Consider the following 14,521-nt stretch of genomic DNA (forward strand, 5'->3'; position numbering starts at 1 on the left):
AAGCGCCTAGGCGGCGCCCCTGGAGCGCATCGCCTGCCTTTTTTCGGGCTCAGCGTCGGTAAGCTCCTTAACCCAAGGAAATTTCTTGGCCGTTTCGTCCGTGTAACCAAGATTGCGGGCTGTTGCGCTACGCGGCGCATCGGCGGTTTCCGCGTAAAAAGTTCCGAACGCTTTGTCCCAGAAAAACTCCGCGATCCCGAAATTACCGCTTTCGTTATGAAAATGGTGGGCGAGATGCCGCGCCTTGATGGTTTTCCAAAACTTTGATTTGGGCTCGAACGCCAAATGCTGTCCGGCATGGAGGAATTCCGTGTAGCAGGTCATGACCACGGTTCCGGCGATGGCTGCACAGGCGCCGGAAAGCCCGTTAATCCACCAGCCCACGGGCCCGGCGGCGAAAAGGATCGTCGGCAGGGTGGTGTGGAGGCCCCCAAAAAGTACGGAAAGGTCATTGGGGAAACGGTGATGGTCATAGTGCACGCGCTTCCACAAGCTCGCCAGATAGGGCGTTTTGTACATCCAGCTGCCATGCAGAACGAAACGGTGGATCAGATACCAGGCGACTGGGAACATCAACGCGCCCACGACAAAAGCCACGGCGAACAGCGTCAGTGACGTCATTGTCGCAAATCCGGTGATGAGCGCCACAAGGACGATCAGCGCATAAACCTGTATGGCCGGATAGGTCACATACGCCTTGACCAGATCGTCGAATGTCATCCGGTTGAGGAGGTATTCTTCCTCTTTCCACGCCTTATAGCCGATAAATAAACGCATTCGGCGCTCCTGCCCAACGATTAAACTGCTGTAATTGCTGTTAATTTCTCGCCAGCACCATTGCTGGACGGGTGGAAATTAAGCCTCGCTCGCCTACTGTTCAAGCGCTTAATCGGCGCACCGCCGTCTTTATTGCAGCGCAAGGTCCGATCAGGCGCAAACGGGCTGCAAAGGTGTAACATCCGGCCGTAAATCTTGATGCAACGCGTCATCTGTAGGGCTTGCCCGTTGACCCAAGGCCTTGTATCGGCTCAAGATTAGCTCAGAGCTGCGTGACGATGCAGTCAGAGGGCGGGCGCTGGTGACAGCGAACAAAATAACAGTGACAGTGCTGGCTGGCCTTAAGGTTGGCCGGGAAGTGACAAGGCTGGATAAAACCGGCGCGAGTACGGGGGCGTAAATGGCCGGCATCCCAACTGAGGCGATCCCAAAGCAGAACACCATGCCGACACCAAGCAAAAATTCTACTCTTGCGCCAAAAATTGGCGGATTTTCAAGCGTTTGCGAGGCGCTGGATTACGCAGCCCGGGGCGAGACGGGTTACAACTTCTTCAACCTGCGCGGTGAAGCGACGGCCGTTCTGCCTTATCGGGAGGTGCGCGATCAGGCGAAAGCCCTTGCCCGCAAGATGGCCGGCCGTTTCGAGCGCGGCGCCCGTCTCGCGGTAATCGCTGAGACCAGCCCGGATTTCATCGTCACTTTTTACGCGTGCCAATATGCCGGGCTCGTTCCGGCGCCGATGCCCATGCCGGTCAATCTGGGCGGCAAGGACGGCTACATCAATCAGATACGCCAGATGATTGCCGGTGCGCGCGCCGCCGGCGCGATCGGCCCTGAGACCTTACGTGAATTCCTCGACCAGGCCGCTGCCGAAGCAGGCGGCGCTGACGTCTTTACATTCGATGAGTTAAAGACATTGCCAGATAGCGACGAGGAACCAGTTCCGTTCGGCGCTGACGACCATTGCTATATTCAGTACTCGTCTGGTTCGACGAGTGCGCCAAAAGGCGTCATCGGCGCACAGCGTTCTGTTTGCGCGAACATGACGGCGATTGCACGCGACGGAATGTATCTGGCCCCTGGCGACCGCGCTTCAAGCTGGCTGCCGCTTTATCATGACATGGGATTGATCGGCTTCGTCCTGACGCCAATGAGCGGTCAGGTAGCGGTTGATTTCCTCGCTACATCCGACTTCGTCCGTAGGCCGCTTTTATGGCTGCGCATCCTGACTGACCAAAAAGCGACAATTACGTACAGCCCTTCCTTTGGGTATGAACTTGCTGCGAAACGGTCTGCGCGGGCAGAGCCCGGCACAATAGACCTTTCAACCATTCGCGTCGCCGGCATCGGCGGCGACATGGTGCGCCCCGAAGCGCTCAATGCATTTGCCGATGCGTTTGAGTCTTTCGGCTTCAAACGGAACGCCTTCACACCAAGCTACGGCATGGCGGAAGCTACGCTGGCGATTTCTTTTCCTGTACTCGGCACGCCGGTTACCGTCGATGAAGTCGATATGCGTCACTACACGCGATCCGGTATCGCACAGCCGGCGTCAGCCGTAACATCGCCTGAACACAAACGCGGGTTTGTGCTATGCGGACGAGCCCTGCCGGGACACGAGATCGAGGTCCGGGATGAAAGCGGCGCAGCGGTGGGCGAACGCGCCGTCGGCCGGATTTTCATCAAGGGGCCAAGCCTGACGCCGGGCTATTTCTCCGACCCTGAAGCCTCCGCCGCCATGTATGACGGCGAATGGCTCGATACGGGCGACATGGGATACGTCCTTGACGGCCAGATCGTTATCACGGGCCGGGCAAAAGACCTGATCATCATCAACGGCCGCAATATCTGGCCGCAGGATATCGAATGGGCTGTCGAGAAAGTCGACGGCGTGCGCGGCGGCGGCGTCGCAGCGTTTTCCGTCGACGATGGCGGGTCGGAACGCATCGTCGTTGTGGCGGAGCGGCGCGGCCTTGATTCTGAAGCTTTGGCGAACCTAAAGCGTGAAGTGAGCACAGTCGTTCAGAACGCTGTAGGCGCACCGGCGGAAATCGTCCTTGCACGTCCTCATTCGATGGTCATGACGTCTTCAGGCAAACTTTCACGGGCAAAAGTACGGCAAAAATATCTCGACGGCGCCTTTGATGACGTTGCAGCGGCAAGCGCAAGCGCGCGGCAACTTGCCGAGGCGCGAGTTTGACCAAACACGCAGCCGTTACCGGCGGCACGGGATTTGTCGGCGCAGCCCTTATCAATAAGTTGATCGACGGCGGATGGCGTGTCACCGCGCTTGCGCGCGACCCATCAAGGCTGACACACGCAACAGAAATCAACGCGGTTTCCGGCTCTCTTGATGATGAAGGCGCGCTCGCGCAGACCGCTGCTTCTGCCGATGTTTTCTTCCACCTTGCTGGCGTAACCCATGCGCGTAACAGAGAACAATATGAAAATGTGAACGTTCACGGCGCGACATTAGCGGCGCAAGCGGCAAGGAATGCTGGCGCGCGTTTTGTTCACGCCTCCTCCATGTCTGCACAGGCCCCTGAGGTTTCGCCATACGCGCAAAGCAAATTTGACAGCGAAAAAGCTGTCGCGGATGTTGGCGGCGACTGGCTGGCGCTTCGATTGCCCGCCATTTACGGCCCTCGCGACCGTGCGACGCTTCCCTATTTCAAACTCGTTAAATCAGGCTTCGCGCTTGAACCCAAAACCGCGAGACCGGCGCGCGCTTCTATTCTTTACGTTGATGATGCGGCGAACGCCTTAATCGACGCCGCACAGGCCGATTTGAAAGCTGGCGTGTTTGAAGTCGGCGACGAGTGTGACGACGGATGGTCCTGGGCCGAGATCGGTCAAATTCTGGGCGATGCATTCGGCCGCAAGCCGCGCGCAATCAGGGTGCCGCGCCCGTTCATCGCCGGCTATCACAGATTGTTACGCACTGTTGAAGGCATCGCAGGCAAAACACCCAGTGTCCGGGAGGGACAAATCAACGAATTCTTCCATGAAACATGGGTCGCACGGGAAAACCTGCTCTCCGACGCCTGCAATTGGCGGCCGAAAACGCCGCTGAAAGAAGGATTTGCAAAAACCATCCGTTGGTATCAAGAACACGATTTGCTTTAATAGCGTCAGGCGCGGCCAGGTTGGCCGTCGCTGGCTTGGGAGACAAAAAATGGCCGCTATCCAGGAAGACGATGATCTCGTGTTCCACAAGATCTGCTCGCTGCTCGAGCCTTTGAACGAAAAGGGCGTAAAACTGACGCGCGACACCGACATTATCGCCGATCTCGAAATCGATTCCGTATCGTTGCTCGACGTCGTGATGGACATCGAGGACAATTACGACATCTCCATCCCGGTGAATACGATTTCCGAAATCAAGACCATCGGCGAACTGGTCGACGCCATTCACAAGATCAAGAAAGAACAATCGTAACGATGGGCCTGTTTGATAAATTCGAAAAGAATGCGGCGCTTTACAACCAGCTTTCCGCAATCGGAAAAAATCCGTTCACCGTCGTTATGGAAGAAGTGCTTGGACCGACGCGCGCAAAAATCAAAGGGCGCGAAACGGTGCTCGCCGGCACGCATAATTATCTCGGGCAAACCTTCGAACGCTCTGCAATAGAAGCCGCCAAGCAAGCGCTGGATCATGAAGGCACCGGCACGACAGGATCACGCGTCGCCAACGGCACTTTTTCGGGACACACCAAGCTTGAGAGCGACCTTGCGAACTTTCTGGGGATGGATCAGTGCATCGTTTTCTCAACCGGATACGCCGCCAATCTCGGCGCTATTGCCGGTTTCGTGGACCGTGTGCAGGACGTCGTACTGATTGATGCTGACTGTCATGCCTGCATCTATGACGGCTGCCAGCTTTCCGGCGCGGAGACTATCCGCTTCCGCCATAACGATCCGGAAAATCTGGACAAGCGCCTCTCACGCCTTGATCCTAAGTATAACGGCAAACTCGTCTGCATCGAGGGCATGTATTCCATGTATGGCGATGTGGCGCCGGTCAAAGAATTCGTTGAGGTTGCGCACAAGCATGGCGCGCACCTGCTGGTAGACGAAGCGCATTCGTTCGGCGTTTATGGAGAAACAGGCAAAGGCGTTTGCGAAGCAGACGGCGTCATGGACAGCGTCGATTTTTATACGGGCACATTTTCAAAATCACTCGCGGCCATTGGCGGGTTTCTGGCGTCAAACCATCCGGAAGCGGAATATCTGCGATTTTCATCGAACCCTTACCGATTTACAGCTTCGCCATCCCCGGCAACGATTGCATCCGCGAATGCGGCACTTGCTAATATCAGCGAAAACCCTGTCTTCAGGGAAAAACTATGGGAAAACGCCAACCGTCTGCATGCGGCGCTCACTCAGTTCGGCCTGCGTCTCGCGGCGAAACCAGGCCCCGTGATTTCCGTACTTCTTCCAACAAAAGAGGACGCTTTCGCAGCCTGGGATTTCCTCTTGGAGCACGGCGTCTACGTCAACATGGCGATCCCGCCCGGCACGCCTGGCAAGGAATCGCTCTTGCGTCTCGCCGTTTCGTCCGCCCATAGCGCGGACGATATTGATCGTCTCGTGTCAGCGTATGAGGCGATGGCTGAAGCATTCCCTTCGGCGCGCGTTACTTCTGACGCATGACGATTGGCATAGCATGCTGTTTTGCAGGGAGGTGGCGCGGCATCAGTTGTGATTTACTACGCAGAGTTGTCCCGGTGGGGCGCATATAAACGCCAGCGGGCATCTTTGACCTACACAAAGTTGTCGCATTTAGTGACTAGAGAAATTGCTGGCGGCCGGCACGCTTTATCACGATTGCGTCATGCGTAATTTTCGACATAATTCCGCCGTTTGAAGGGCAAAGAAGTAAGATCAACTGGTTTTTGATCAGAACAGGAAACAAGATCATGTTAAAGCGTATCGGATTTTTCACATCAGCGTTTCTTTGTCTCTCCACGGCGACTGTGAACGCCAATGATGACGATGACGCGGCAAGCGCTGCGGACTTCACATTCGAACATGTGAGCTGTTCAGGCCATGAAAATGAAATCCGCATCATCGTCAATGACGTAAAGGGCGCACATGGCCTGATCACAGCAGATTTATACCCCAACGAGGAAGATGGCTTCCTGCGCGGCCGCGGTCGGATTTTGCAAGTCAGGTTCGCCGCCAAGGCGCCGCAGACAAAATTCTGCATCCGCGCGCCCGAAAGCGGTCTTTTCGCCATGTCCGTTTATCATGACGAAAACGCCAATGGTGATTTTGACAAAAACGGCATCGGCCTTCCAGCTGAGCCTTGGGGCATTTCAAACAATCCAAAGGTGCGTTTCGGCCCGCCAAAAGTTGAAAAGGCGTTGTTTGAGGTTGGCGCCGAGACCGGCGCAAAAGTCAGCATCAACCTAAACTAAACCGCGCCCACTTTTTTCGAATTAAGAACGCAGTCTAGATTCTTTAGTAGTCGCGCTTCCGAACCCAAGTCGATGGAAGGGAACCGTCGACGCTCACACTTTTTGTGGACGCGCTCTAGACACCCGTATAGCTTTTCATTGAGCGGCTTTCGCATTAGGTCTTAAATAACATGCGGAGTGCATCAACCTGTTAATGGTAGTGCCAAAATTACGAAAGCGTCTGGATGAATCAGAACACTGCTCATAGCTTGGCAACGAATGCTATCGACGTACGCTCAGTCGCCTCTTCTGCTGACCGTAAGTTGTTCATCCAGCTTCCAAACACTCTCTACAAGGACGACCCAAACTATATTGCACCGCTGGAATTTGAAATTGGGTCCCGCCTGGACGCTAACAAGAATCCGGGCCTGAAAGATTCACCGCACCAACTATGGATTGCCTACAAGAATGGCGTCCCGGCGGGGCGCATTGGCGCTATCGTCAATAAACGCCACCTTGAGCGCCACAATGATGGCGCCGGGCATTTCGGTTTCTTTGAATGCATAGACGACCAGCACGTCGCGCAATCATTACTCGACACCGCCAGCGCCTGGCTAAAGCAGCAGGGTATGAGCAAGATTGCAGGCCCATTTAATTTTTCTGTCAATGAAGAAATGGGCATGCTCATCGACGGCTTCGAGGAACCGCCATATGTGATGATGCCTCATGGCCGCCCCTATTATCCCGCACTGATGGAAAAGGAAGGGTTCGGCAAAGCCATAGATGTTTATGCATTGCGGTTTTTCACACAGAAAAGGCTTGTTCCGAAAAAGCGCCAACGTTTTCTCGACAAGGCGCTTTCAAATCCGAAAGTATCTTACCGCACACTGAATATGTCTGACTTTGACGCGGATATCAAAAGAGTCGTCGATATATTTAACGACGCCTGGTATGACAACTGGGGCTTTGTACCGCTCAGCAATGAACAGGCTGAGCATATGGCCAAAGAGCTGCGCCCCGTCATATCTCCGCATAATGTCGTCTTTTGTTATTATGACGGCGAGCCAGCCGCCTTCGGCCTGGTCCTGCCTGATGTTAATCATGCGATCCGTGATTTCGGCGGCAAGCTTTTGCCGTTCAACTGGGTGAAGCTGATCTGGCGGCTAAAAATAAAGGGCGTGCACAGGGCGCGCATGCCGTTAATGGGCGTCGTCCGCAAACTGCATCGCCGGCCGGTTGGTACAGCGCTGGCGTATAAGATGATAGAGATGGTTTACCAAGCCAATACACAGCGCGGCGTTTGCGATTCTGAATTATCATGGATTTTGGAAAGCAATGAGTCGATGATCTCAATGCTGAAAGACCTTGGCGGAGAAATCTACAAAACCTACCGGATTTACGAAAGACCGTTGTGAGACCCAACCTCGTCATATTAATTGCAGCATTGTTTTCGGCTCAGTGCGCATGCGCTTCGGAACCGGTCGAACCGACGATATATGATTATCGCATATTGGAAACTTATCCGCACGCTACGGACGGGTTCACGCAAGGCCTGTTTTTCGACGGCGACACCCTTGTTGAGAGCACCGGCCTTTTTGGCGAATCCTCATTACGCCGTGTAGAGCTTGATAGCGGCGAGGTCGTTCAATCCGCCGCCCTTGCGCCCGAGATTTTCGGAGAAGGCTCCGCGATCATAGATGATGATATTTTCGTTATAAGCTGGCGGAACGGCAAAGCCTTCCGGTTCGATGCGAAAAGTTTCGAGATGGAAGAAAGCTTCAAGTACGAAGGTGAAGGCTGGGGCCTCACCAACAATGGCAATGAGCTGGTGATGAGCGATGGAACAGATCAATTGAGATTTCTTGATCCATTGGACTTTTCAGAAAAGCGAAGAACACAAGTCACCTTGCGGGGCGAGCCACTCGGCAAGCTCAATGAACTCGAGTGGGTCGAAGGCGAGATTTATGCAAATATCTGGTTGACCAATGTTCTTGCCCGCATTGACCCCGAGACAGGCGCCGTTACAGGGCTCGTGGACCTTAGGGGCCTGCTGCCGGAAAAAGATTTCATTCAGGGACAAACCGATGTCCTGAACGGCATTGCCTACAACGGTGAGGAAAATATTCTCTATGTCACCGGCAAAAACTGGCCAAAGCTGTTCAAGATTGAACTGGTCGAAAAACCGTAACCAAAGACCCTATCTGAAAAACGGCTCGTCAAAACTGCGCAGCTTGCGCGAGTGCAGCGTTCCCGCATTCGCTTCTTCACGAAGGACTTCTATTGCCTTAACGCCGATCTCGAGATGCTGGCTGACGCGTTCCTGGTAAAAAGCATCCGCCATGCCTGGCAACTTCACCTCGCCATGAAGCGGGCGATCGGAGACGCAAAGCAATGTTCCATAAGGCACGCGATAACGATAACCGTTTGCTGCAATTGTCGCCGATTCCATATCGATCGCGATGGCCCGCGCCTGATTTAAACGCACTGCATTGCGTTCGAAACGTAATTCCCAGTTGCGGTCGCTGGTGGTGACAACTGTTCCCGTACGCAAGTGCTCTTTCAGTTTCTTTGCTTCGATACCCGACACTTCCTGCACCGCGCGCGTTAGAGCAAGCTGTATTTCCGCCAATGTCGGTAGCGGCACCGATGGCGGCAAGACGTCATCAAGCACATTGTCTTCGCGCAAATAAGCATGCGCGAGAACGTAATCGCCCAACCGCTGCGTACGGCGCAATCCGCCGCAATGACCGATCATCAGCCAGACATGAGGACGCAACACAGCTAGATGGTCAGTAATTGTTTTCGCGTTTGAGGGGCCGACGCCAATATTGACGAGCGTAATGCCCTTATGCCCTTTCTGCACCAGATGATAAGCGGGCATTTGCGGCAATTGAGAAAGCGGCGGCGTGTTCGGCGCGACTGTTTTCGTCGTGGTGCGGTCGCCAGGTTCAATCAGCGCCTCTGCGCGCCCCGCAGCCAGTTCATCACGCGCATATTCGACAAACTCATCCACATACCGTTGATAGTTCGTGAACAGAATATAGTCCTGAAAGTGCTCTGGCTTCGTCGCCGTATAGTGCTGTATCCGGTGCAGCGAATAATCTACCCGCTCGGCAGTGAACAAGGTCAATGGCATAGCGCCGTGTCTTTTCAGTATATATTGCCCGTCGACAATATCATCATTGGTGGCGACCAGATTAGGCGTGTGGAAATGGTGCTGAAGACGAAGCCGCTTGTCGAGCGTCAACGACGCCGTCGCTTTTTCAAGCGCAAACGTCAGCGGAATTGGCGTGTATGATTTTCCAACAAAAATCTTCGCAGAAAATCGCTCTATGATCCGGCTCAGTTGTTCTTCAAGATAGCTGCCGAAAAGCGCAGGCTGGGTGATTGTCGCGCCGTGAACGCTTACCGATGCGATTTGCCCAAGCGCCAGTTTAGAGGTCTGCGGGGCAGCCTCAGCCGGCACGACCGCGCAGAGATAAGGGTAGACCGCACCACCCTCCTGTTCGAGTTTTTCAGCGCCATCGAGATAGCGTTCAAACCGCTGCTTTGTCAGCTGATGCGCTTCTTCATATAGCGCCGTCAATCGCTTCACAGCATCTTGCGGCGTCTCACAGGCGACAAGATCGCTGGCTGGCGCATTAAATGGCGGAACGTCGGCCATGCCTCCTCCGGGTAAGTAAAAAGTCCCGTCCCTTACACTGCCGCAATGAAATTTGCCAGCATCGCAGTTAGAGTTTTAAGGTTTTAGTGACGGCTTAACCGCTCAATGATCCGCCGTGAGATTATAACAGCCCGGTCTCTGAGGGGCGCACGCCCGGGGCTCGGCGGTCGCCCGCCCCGAGATCGCAGCCAGCCATTTCCCCTGCGCAGGAGCCCCTCATTGTCCGAGGCAGCACTGCGCCACGTAATCGAAAGTGAAACGGATACCGCATCGTTCACCGCAACCCAGTGCGGTGACTTCACCGGGACGTAGAGCGCATCACCTGGCTTCAATGTTATCGCCTGCGCCTGTTTTTCAAACTCTTCCCTGTAAGGAAGGTTTCTGTGAGCCCCTTCTATATGGAAAGCCTCGTGTTGCTCGTCAGAAACGATATCCCGGCTTTTGTTCGGATAGATTCTAAAGGTCTTAGAGCCCTCCAATTGCATCAGGATGTTATGCTCCGGATCCATATGAAACGGCGTCACTGATCCTGGCGAAGAAACAAAAACAAACGCCTCGCGCTTGTGCATAGCCCCGGATGATTTCTCAACAATGCCTTCGATCGCGCCCAGGCAATGATCCATGGCCTGTCTATAGGATGGCTGTTGTTCGACGTTTTTTAAAACCATCCAGGAATTATTTTCTGCAATACGACGAACGGTTTCCTCAGGCGTCAGGCCATTCATTGGTGTTGTCGTCGGGTCCTGACTGATGGGAAGGTCGCCGGCGTTATATTCGACGCTTTCGACAGGCAACGCCGCCGCCAGCGCCGTCAATTGATCAATTCTAAAAAGCTGATGGCCCGATAATGAATGCCGCAATACGCACCACTGATCGGGGTAGCGGCCTGAGAAGCTTTCGAAAGACTGCGGGTCGAAAATCATTTCCGCCCTTTCGACACTTTTGCGCGCACGCCTTCCAGACGTCTGCAAAGCCCTGTGATAGTACGCCTCCTCAGCCCACTGCCGCTTATATTCAGTGTTGTGAGGTCCCGTCGCGCGCGCCAGAGACCGTTGATCATGGAGTGATCAGGCGAAGCGCACGAGTCCATAAAGAGAAAATCGTCTCTTTCCAGCAGTGACCGCATGGCTTCGATTTCGATCATGACGCCAGGCGAATATCTGGCGAAATCAGGGTCGTGACAGATCTTCAGAGAATACCCCGCCCCGTTAGCGATCAGGCTGACGAGCATGGCGATCGGCCGGTCATCCAGATCAATTCGTATGAAGTGCAGCTTACCCGCAATGCTGGCGGCGGAAATTGCCTCGCGAAACCAGTATTCATCCGCTTCATGTGCTTTTAAGGACGTACGCCGTTTTCTTTTCCAGCCATTGTCTTCGAGGGCCAGAAAAGCCTCGATCCACTGATCGAGGTTATCGTTTCCTGAATATTCACGCACGTGAACATGGCCCAATTCCTCCAGCCGGTTGCGCAGACGCTTCAGTTCTTTTCGCTTTTTTTTCCGCACATGAACCGCAAGCGTCGCCTCGGCCGAAGCGCCTGATCGCAAAATGGCGCGTCCAATACGATGCGTTTCATACATAGACCGTCCGGCCATTTGCACGGTTTTTTCAGCCGTCTTCAGCAGGTTCCCCTCACAATCGATGCGAGAGAGCGATAAAAAGTCCCGCGCTTCATCACCATCACACAAAAGAGCCATCAGGGATGATAACGCAGCCGCTACGGCGCCGCGCTTGACCAACGGCGTCGTGAAATAACAATGGGGATAGATCCAGCTTTTCCAATGCGCGACAGGAAGCCGCGCATAGCCGCGCGAAGCGCGAACCGGCAGAAGCGCAAGCAATTCATCGCCTGACCAGATGCATGCGAGGCGAACCTTTTTATCAGCATAAGACTGAAGCGCCGGCACGAGCGCCCATGATTCATAGAACGGGTTTTCTTCAGCAAGATCGCCAGCGAGACGTCGCCATGCGGACAGCAATCTCTCATCAAACTGGTTAACATCCGCGCTGAGCAATTCCGCGCGGATTTCGGACGCTTTTTCTGAAGTTGCCGCGATATGAGACATCGCGCTTGCCATTACTTTTCCACTCTCACCACGACGGCGCATTAACCCGAATTTTATACGCGTTTGCGCGGGCCTTGCATAAGGCGGGCCGATTATAGCTTGCGCATCTCATCATCGTTCAGGGGCCGGGCTTCATCCGTCAACATAATAGGTACGCCGTCGCGAATGGGATACGCGAGCGCCGCTTTTTTGCTATGCAATTCGTTATTCTCCCGGTCAAAAACGAGCGGCCCTTTCGTTTGCGGACAGACCAGAATCTCCAAGAGCTTGGGGTCGACCGCAGCACGATTGTCGGGTTTGTTTGTGTCGGCCATGCATTTGATCCTTAAAGCATATGGCTATTGCAAAAGCGGGTCATCACCGCCGCTGTCATCGGCGTCAGAAAATCGCATCAACGTCATCAGGCATTTCGCCTGATCAACGATACTGGGCGTTTCCAGAATCGCCTGTTTTTCATTTGGCGCAAAAGGACAGCCCATGGCCAGTGAGACAATCAGCGCCTCAACAGGGGCGTTGCTCGCCTGCTCCCATTCCACGTGAAGGTTTTCAGCCTCCAGATAGTTTTTCAGGACCGAGAGCAATTCGTCCCGGTCCACCGCCTCGGCAGTCGGATCCTTTTCTGCATCACGTTCAAAATAAGACCAGTCAGGGCGCGCCAAGCGGTATGGGGTATCGCTCGCTACCTCTTCATCTAATTTGAACCGCCGTGCGCCAGTCAGTGTAATGACATAACGGCCATCATCGGTTTCGGCGAATGACGTAATCCGTCCGGCGCAGCCGACATCGTATAGGGCGGGTTTTTCATCTTGCATGCCGTCTTTTGGCTGGATCATGCCGATCAACCGGGCGCCGCCAAGCGCATCATCGATCATTCGCAAATAGCGCGGTTCGAAAATATTGAGCGGCAATTGCCCGCCAGGCAATAGAACCGCGCCTTCCAGCGGAAACAGCGGCAACGTTTCGGGCGTTGCGCTTCGGCGCCGCGCGCGTGCCGCCTCCATTATGAGAACAGCACCGACGACAGTTTTCGCCGGCCTCGCACCGTGGCTGGGTGAGTTTGTCCGAGCGCATCAAAAACCGTCAACAGCTTCTTGCGCGCGGCTTCTTCGTTCCACTCCCGGTCACGCTCTATGATCGCCAGCAGCGTGTCCACCGCTTCTTCCATGGCGCCGGCGCTTAGCTGCGCCCCGGCAAGATCGAAACGCGCTTCCAGGTTCTCTGGTTCTGATGCAACTTTTGCCTCCAGCGCGGCGACATCGCCGCTATTGCCGCTTTCCGCCAAGGATAGAGCCGCTGCAACACTGGAAAGTTCCGGATCGCTCTGCTTGTCAGCAGGCGCCAGCGCCAAGGTCTGCTTCGCCTGCTCTGCATCACCGAGCGCCAGATGGCAGCGCGCAAGCCCGGCGATCGCCGCAATGTTTTCAGGGTCAGTCTGCACGCCTTGCGCAAAAAGCTGCGCCGCAGCCGTCACGTCGCCATTAGCCAACGCCGCAGCGCCAAGCTCTGCGTAATTGTCCTGCGCCGCCTCCTCTTGACCGGGAACGCCAGCCGAGCTCGCAGCCTGCACGAGACGGTCAATAAAATCCTTGATTTCACTTTCCGGCACCGCGCCCTGAAATCCATCTACAGGACGGCCCTGGAAAAACGCGTACACCGTCGGGATCGACTGAATACGCAACTGCGAGGCAAGCATCTGGTTCTTGTCTATATCGATTTTGACGAGACGCACCTTGCCGCCCGCCGCCTTCACCGCCTTTTCCAGCGCTGGCGCAAGCTGCTTGCAGGGCTGGCACCAGTCAGCCCAGAAATCCACAACTACCGGCGTCGTCATCGACGCTGACAGTACATCAGCTTCAAAAGTCTCAATCGTGGCGTCCTTGATCAGATCGCCATTATCCGCATCGCCTGTCGGCAGGCCATTGGCGCCGAGTATCTCGCTCATGCCGAAATCTCCGTCATTTCGCTCCCATAAATGAGGGCCCGCGCCGCGAAACGCAACCGTTCAGGACGCCAGCGGGGCCTCAAGATCAATGATCTGCGCCTCGAAACCGCATGCTGACACGAATGCCTTGAGGTCGGACGGCGCGATCGCGGTCGAAGCGGTGTTTTCAAGGGGATGAAACCAGACCGGATCACAGGCCAGGAGCGCTGTGTCGAGGATTACGGAGGAAAGCGCCGCCGCGCTTTTATTGATCAGCGTAAAAGGTGTCACCGCGCCGGGAATGACCCCGAGGGTTTCAGTCATCAACGCCGGCTTGCCGAACGACAACCGCCCCTTCGCGCCGATCCGCTTGCCAAGGCCGACAAGATCGACGCGTGTCTCCCCCAGCGCCACGGCAAGAAAGAGCGATCCTTTTTTGTCTTTCAAAAACAGATTTTTCGAGTGCCCGCCGGCCCATTGGCGTTTCAGCGCCCGGCCCTGCTCAACCGTAAAAATCGCCTCATGTTCGACCGTCTTGTGGGTGATATTCAACCTGTCGAGGAAAGCAAAAAGGTCTTCCCGGCTCGCAGCGTCAGGGGCCGGTTGCGGCGCATCGGCGCTCTCTTCGGTCATGGGTTAACGCTCCGGCCAGCCAGGATGGTTAAGGCGAAATCTTCCGCTTGCAATAGCGC

At 55.0% G+C, this 14,521-nt stretch carries 15 protein-coding genes; 7 read left to right on the forward strand and 8 right to left on the reverse strand.

Translation table 11 applies throughout. The features are described 5' to 3' along the window. Window positions 1-6: 6 nt before the first annotated feature. Window positions 7-777, reverse strand: a complete 771-nt coding sequence (locus PUV54_RS05760) for a sterol desaturase family protein (protein ID WP_274494640.1) — start codon at window positions 775-777, stop codon at window positions 7-9. Window positions 778-1,177: 400 nt separating this feature from the next. On the opposite strand from PUV54_RS05760, the gene PUV54_RS05765 reads away from it, so the two are divergent. From PUV54_RS05765 to PUV54_RS05795, 7 genes are all read left to right on the forward strand, one after another. Beyond that, the gene (locus PUV54_RS05765) at window positions 1,178-2,977 is read left to right on the forward strand and encodes a fatty acyl-AMP ligase (RefSeq protein ID WP_274494641.1); all 1,800 of its coding nucleotides are present in this window, start codon (window positions 1,178-1,180) and stop codon (window positions 2,975-2,977) included. Beyond that, window positions 2,974-3,903 (forward strand): NAD-dependent epimerase/dehydratase family protein, encoded by a 930-nt coding sequence (locus tag PUV54_RS05770; RefSeq protein ID WP_274494642.1) that lies wholly within the window; start codon window positions 2,974-2,976, stop codon window positions 3,901-3,903. The genes PUV54_RS05765 and PUV54_RS05770 overlap by 4 nt, the downstream gene beginning before the upstream one ends. Before the next feature lie 49 nt (window positions 3,904-3,952). After that, window positions 3,953-4,216, forward strand: a complete 264-nt coding sequence (locus PUV54_RS05775) for an acyl carrier protein (RefSeq protein ID WP_274494643.1) — start codon at window positions 3,953-3,955, stop codon at window positions 4,214-4,216. Between the two features lie 2 nt (window positions 4,217-4,218). After that, the gene (gene spt / locus PUV54_RS05780) at window positions 4,219-5,430 is read left to right on the forward strand and encodes a serine palmitoyltransferase (protein ID WP_274494644.1); all 1,212 of its coding nucleotides are present in this window, start codon (window positions 4,219-4,221) and stop codon (window positions 5,428-5,430) included. 266 nt (window positions 5,431-5,696) lie between these two features. Then, complete coding sequence (locus PUV54_RS05785; protein WP_274494645.1) at window positions 5,697-6,197, forward strand: DUF2141 domain-containing protein; 501 nt, start codon at window positions 5,697-5,699, stop codon at window positions 6,195-6,197. A 224-nt stretch (window positions 6,198-6,421) separates the two neighbouring features. Then, the gene (locus PUV54_RS05790) at window positions 6,422-7,591 is read left to right on the forward strand and encodes a hypothetical protein (RefSeq protein WP_274494646.1); all 1,170 of its coding nucleotides are present in this window, start codon (window positions 6,422-6,424) and stop codon (window positions 7,589-7,591) included. Continuing rightward, window positions 7,588-8,364 carry a glutaminyl-peptide cyclotransferase gene (locus PUV54_RS05795; protein ID WP_274494647.1) on the forward strand — a complete coding sequence of 259 codons (777 nt, stop codon included), beginning with the start codon at window positions 7,588-7,590 and terminating at the stop codon, window positions 8,362-8,364. Before PUV54_RS05790 ends, PUV54_RS05795 begins: the two co-directional genes overlap by 4 nt. A 9-nt stretch (window positions 8,365-8,373) precedes the next feature. Here the strand turns inward: PUV54_RS05795 and PUV54_RS05800 are convergent, their stop codons facing one another. The 7 genes from PUV54_RS05800 to PUV54_RS05830 all read right to left on the reverse strand — a co-directional run bounded on the left by PUV54_RS05800 (window position 8,374) and on the right by PUV54_RS05830 (window position 14,462). Further along, window positions 8,374-9,840, reverse strand: a complete 1,467-nt coding sequence (locus tag PUV54_RS05800; RefSeq protein ID WP_274494648.1) for an AMP nucleosidase — start codon at window positions 9,838-9,840, stop codon at window positions 8,374-8,376. An 83-nt stretch (window positions 9,841-9,923) separates the two neighbouring features. Next, window positions 9,924-10,763: a cupin-like domain-containing protein gene (locus PUV54_RS05805; RefSeq protein ID WP_274494649.1), complete on the reverse strand. Its 840-nt coding sequence runs from the start codon at window positions 10,761-10,763 to the stop codon at window positions 9,924-9,926. Beyond that, window positions 10,760-11,908: a GNAT family N-acetyltransferase gene (locus PUV54_RS05810; protein ID WP_274494650.1), complete on the reverse strand. Its 1,149-nt coding sequence runs from the start codon at window positions 11,906-11,908 to the stop codon at window positions 10,760-10,762. Before PUV54_RS05810 ends, PUV54_RS05805 begins: the two co-directional genes overlap by 4 nt. Window positions 11,909-12,000: 92 nt before the next feature. Further along, on the reverse strand, window positions 12,001-12,222 hold the full coding sequence (locus tag PUV54_RS05815) for a Trm112 family protein (protein ID WP_274494651.1): 222 nt from the start codon (window positions 12,220-12,222) through the stop codon (window positions 12,001-12,003). 24 nt (window positions 12,223-12,246) lie between these two features. Next, window positions 12,247-12,909 carry an LON peptidase substrate-binding domain-containing protein gene (locus tag PUV54_RS05820; protein ID WP_274494652.1) on the reverse strand — a complete coding sequence of 221 codons (663 nt, stop codon included), beginning with the start codon at window positions 12,907-12,909 and terminating at the stop codon, window positions 12,247-12,249. After that, window positions 12,909-13,850 (reverse strand): thioredoxin family protein, encoded by a 942-nt coding sequence (locus PUV54_RS05825; protein WP_274494653.1) that lies wholly within the window; start codon window positions 13,848-13,850, stop codon window positions 12,909-12,911. The genes PUV54_RS05820 and PUV54_RS05825 overlap by 1 nt, the downstream gene beginning before the upstream one ends. A gap of 60 nt (window positions 13,851-13,910) precedes the next feature. Next, a complete protein-coding gene (locus PUV54_RS05830) occupies window positions 13,911-14,462 on the reverse strand; it encodes a prolyl-tRNA synthetase associated domain-containing protein (protein ID WP_274494654.1) in 552 nt (183 codons plus the stop codon). Window positions 14,463-14,521 lie beyond the last annotated feature (59 nt).

Source organism: Hyphococcus flavus (assembly GCF_028748065.1).
In the GTDB taxonomy this organism is placed as follows: Bacteria; Pseudomonadota; Alphaproteobacteria; order Caulobacterales; family Parvularculaceae; genus Hyphococcus; species Hyphococcus flavus.

Coding starts and splice junctions, on each gene's coding strand:
- PUV54_RS05760 (WP_274494640.1), bottom strand. CDS start 777: ATGCGTTTATTTATCGGCTATAAGGCGTGGAAAGAGGAAGAATACCTC.
- PUV54_RS05765 (WP_274494641.1), top strand. CDS start 1,178: ATGGCCGGCATCCCAACTGAGGCGATCCCAAAGCAGAACACCATGCCG.
- PUV54_RS05775 (WP_274494643.1), top strand. CDS start 3,953: ATGGCCGCTATCCAGGAAGACGATGATCTCGTGTTCCACAAGATCTGC.
- spt (WP_274494644.1), top strand. CDS start 4,219: ATGGGCCTGTTTGATAAATTCGAAAAGAATGCGGCGCTTTACAACCAG.
- PUV54_RS05785 (WP_274494645.1), top strand. CDS start 5,697: ATGTTAAAGCGTATCGGATTTTTCACATCAGCGTTTCTTTGTCTCTCC.
- PUV54_RS05790 (WP_274494646.1), top strand. CDS start 6,422: ATGAATCAGAACACTGCTCATAGCTTGGCAACGAATGCTATCGACGTA.
- PUV54_RS05800 (WP_274494648.1), bottom strand. CDS start 9,840: ATGGCCGACGTTCCGCCATTTAATGCGCCAGCCAGCGATCTTGTCGCC.
- PUV54_RS05805 (WP_274494649.1), bottom strand. CDS start 10,763: ATGATTTTCGACCCGCAGTCTTTCGAAAGCTTCTCAGGCCGCTACCCC.
- PUV54_RS05810 (WP_274494650.1), bottom strand. CDS start 11,908: ATGTCTCATATCGCGGCAACTTCAGAAAAAGCGTCCGAAATCCGCGCG.
- PUV54_RS05815 (WP_274494651.1), bottom strand. CDS start 12,222: ATGGCCGACACAAACAAACCCGACAATCGTGCTGCGGTCGACCCCAAG.
- PUV54_RS05820 (WP_274494652.1), bottom strand. CDS start 12,909: ATGGAGGCGGCACGCGCGCGGCGCCGAAGCGCAACGCCCGAAACGTTG.
- PUV54_RS05825 (WP_274494653.1), bottom strand. CDS start 13,850: ATGAGCGAGATACTCGGCGCCAATGGCCTGCCGACAGGCGATGCGGAT.
- PUV54_RS05830 (WP_274494654.1), bottom strand. CDS start 14,462: ATGACCGAAGAGAGCGCCGATGCGCCGCAACCGGCCCCTGACGCTGCG.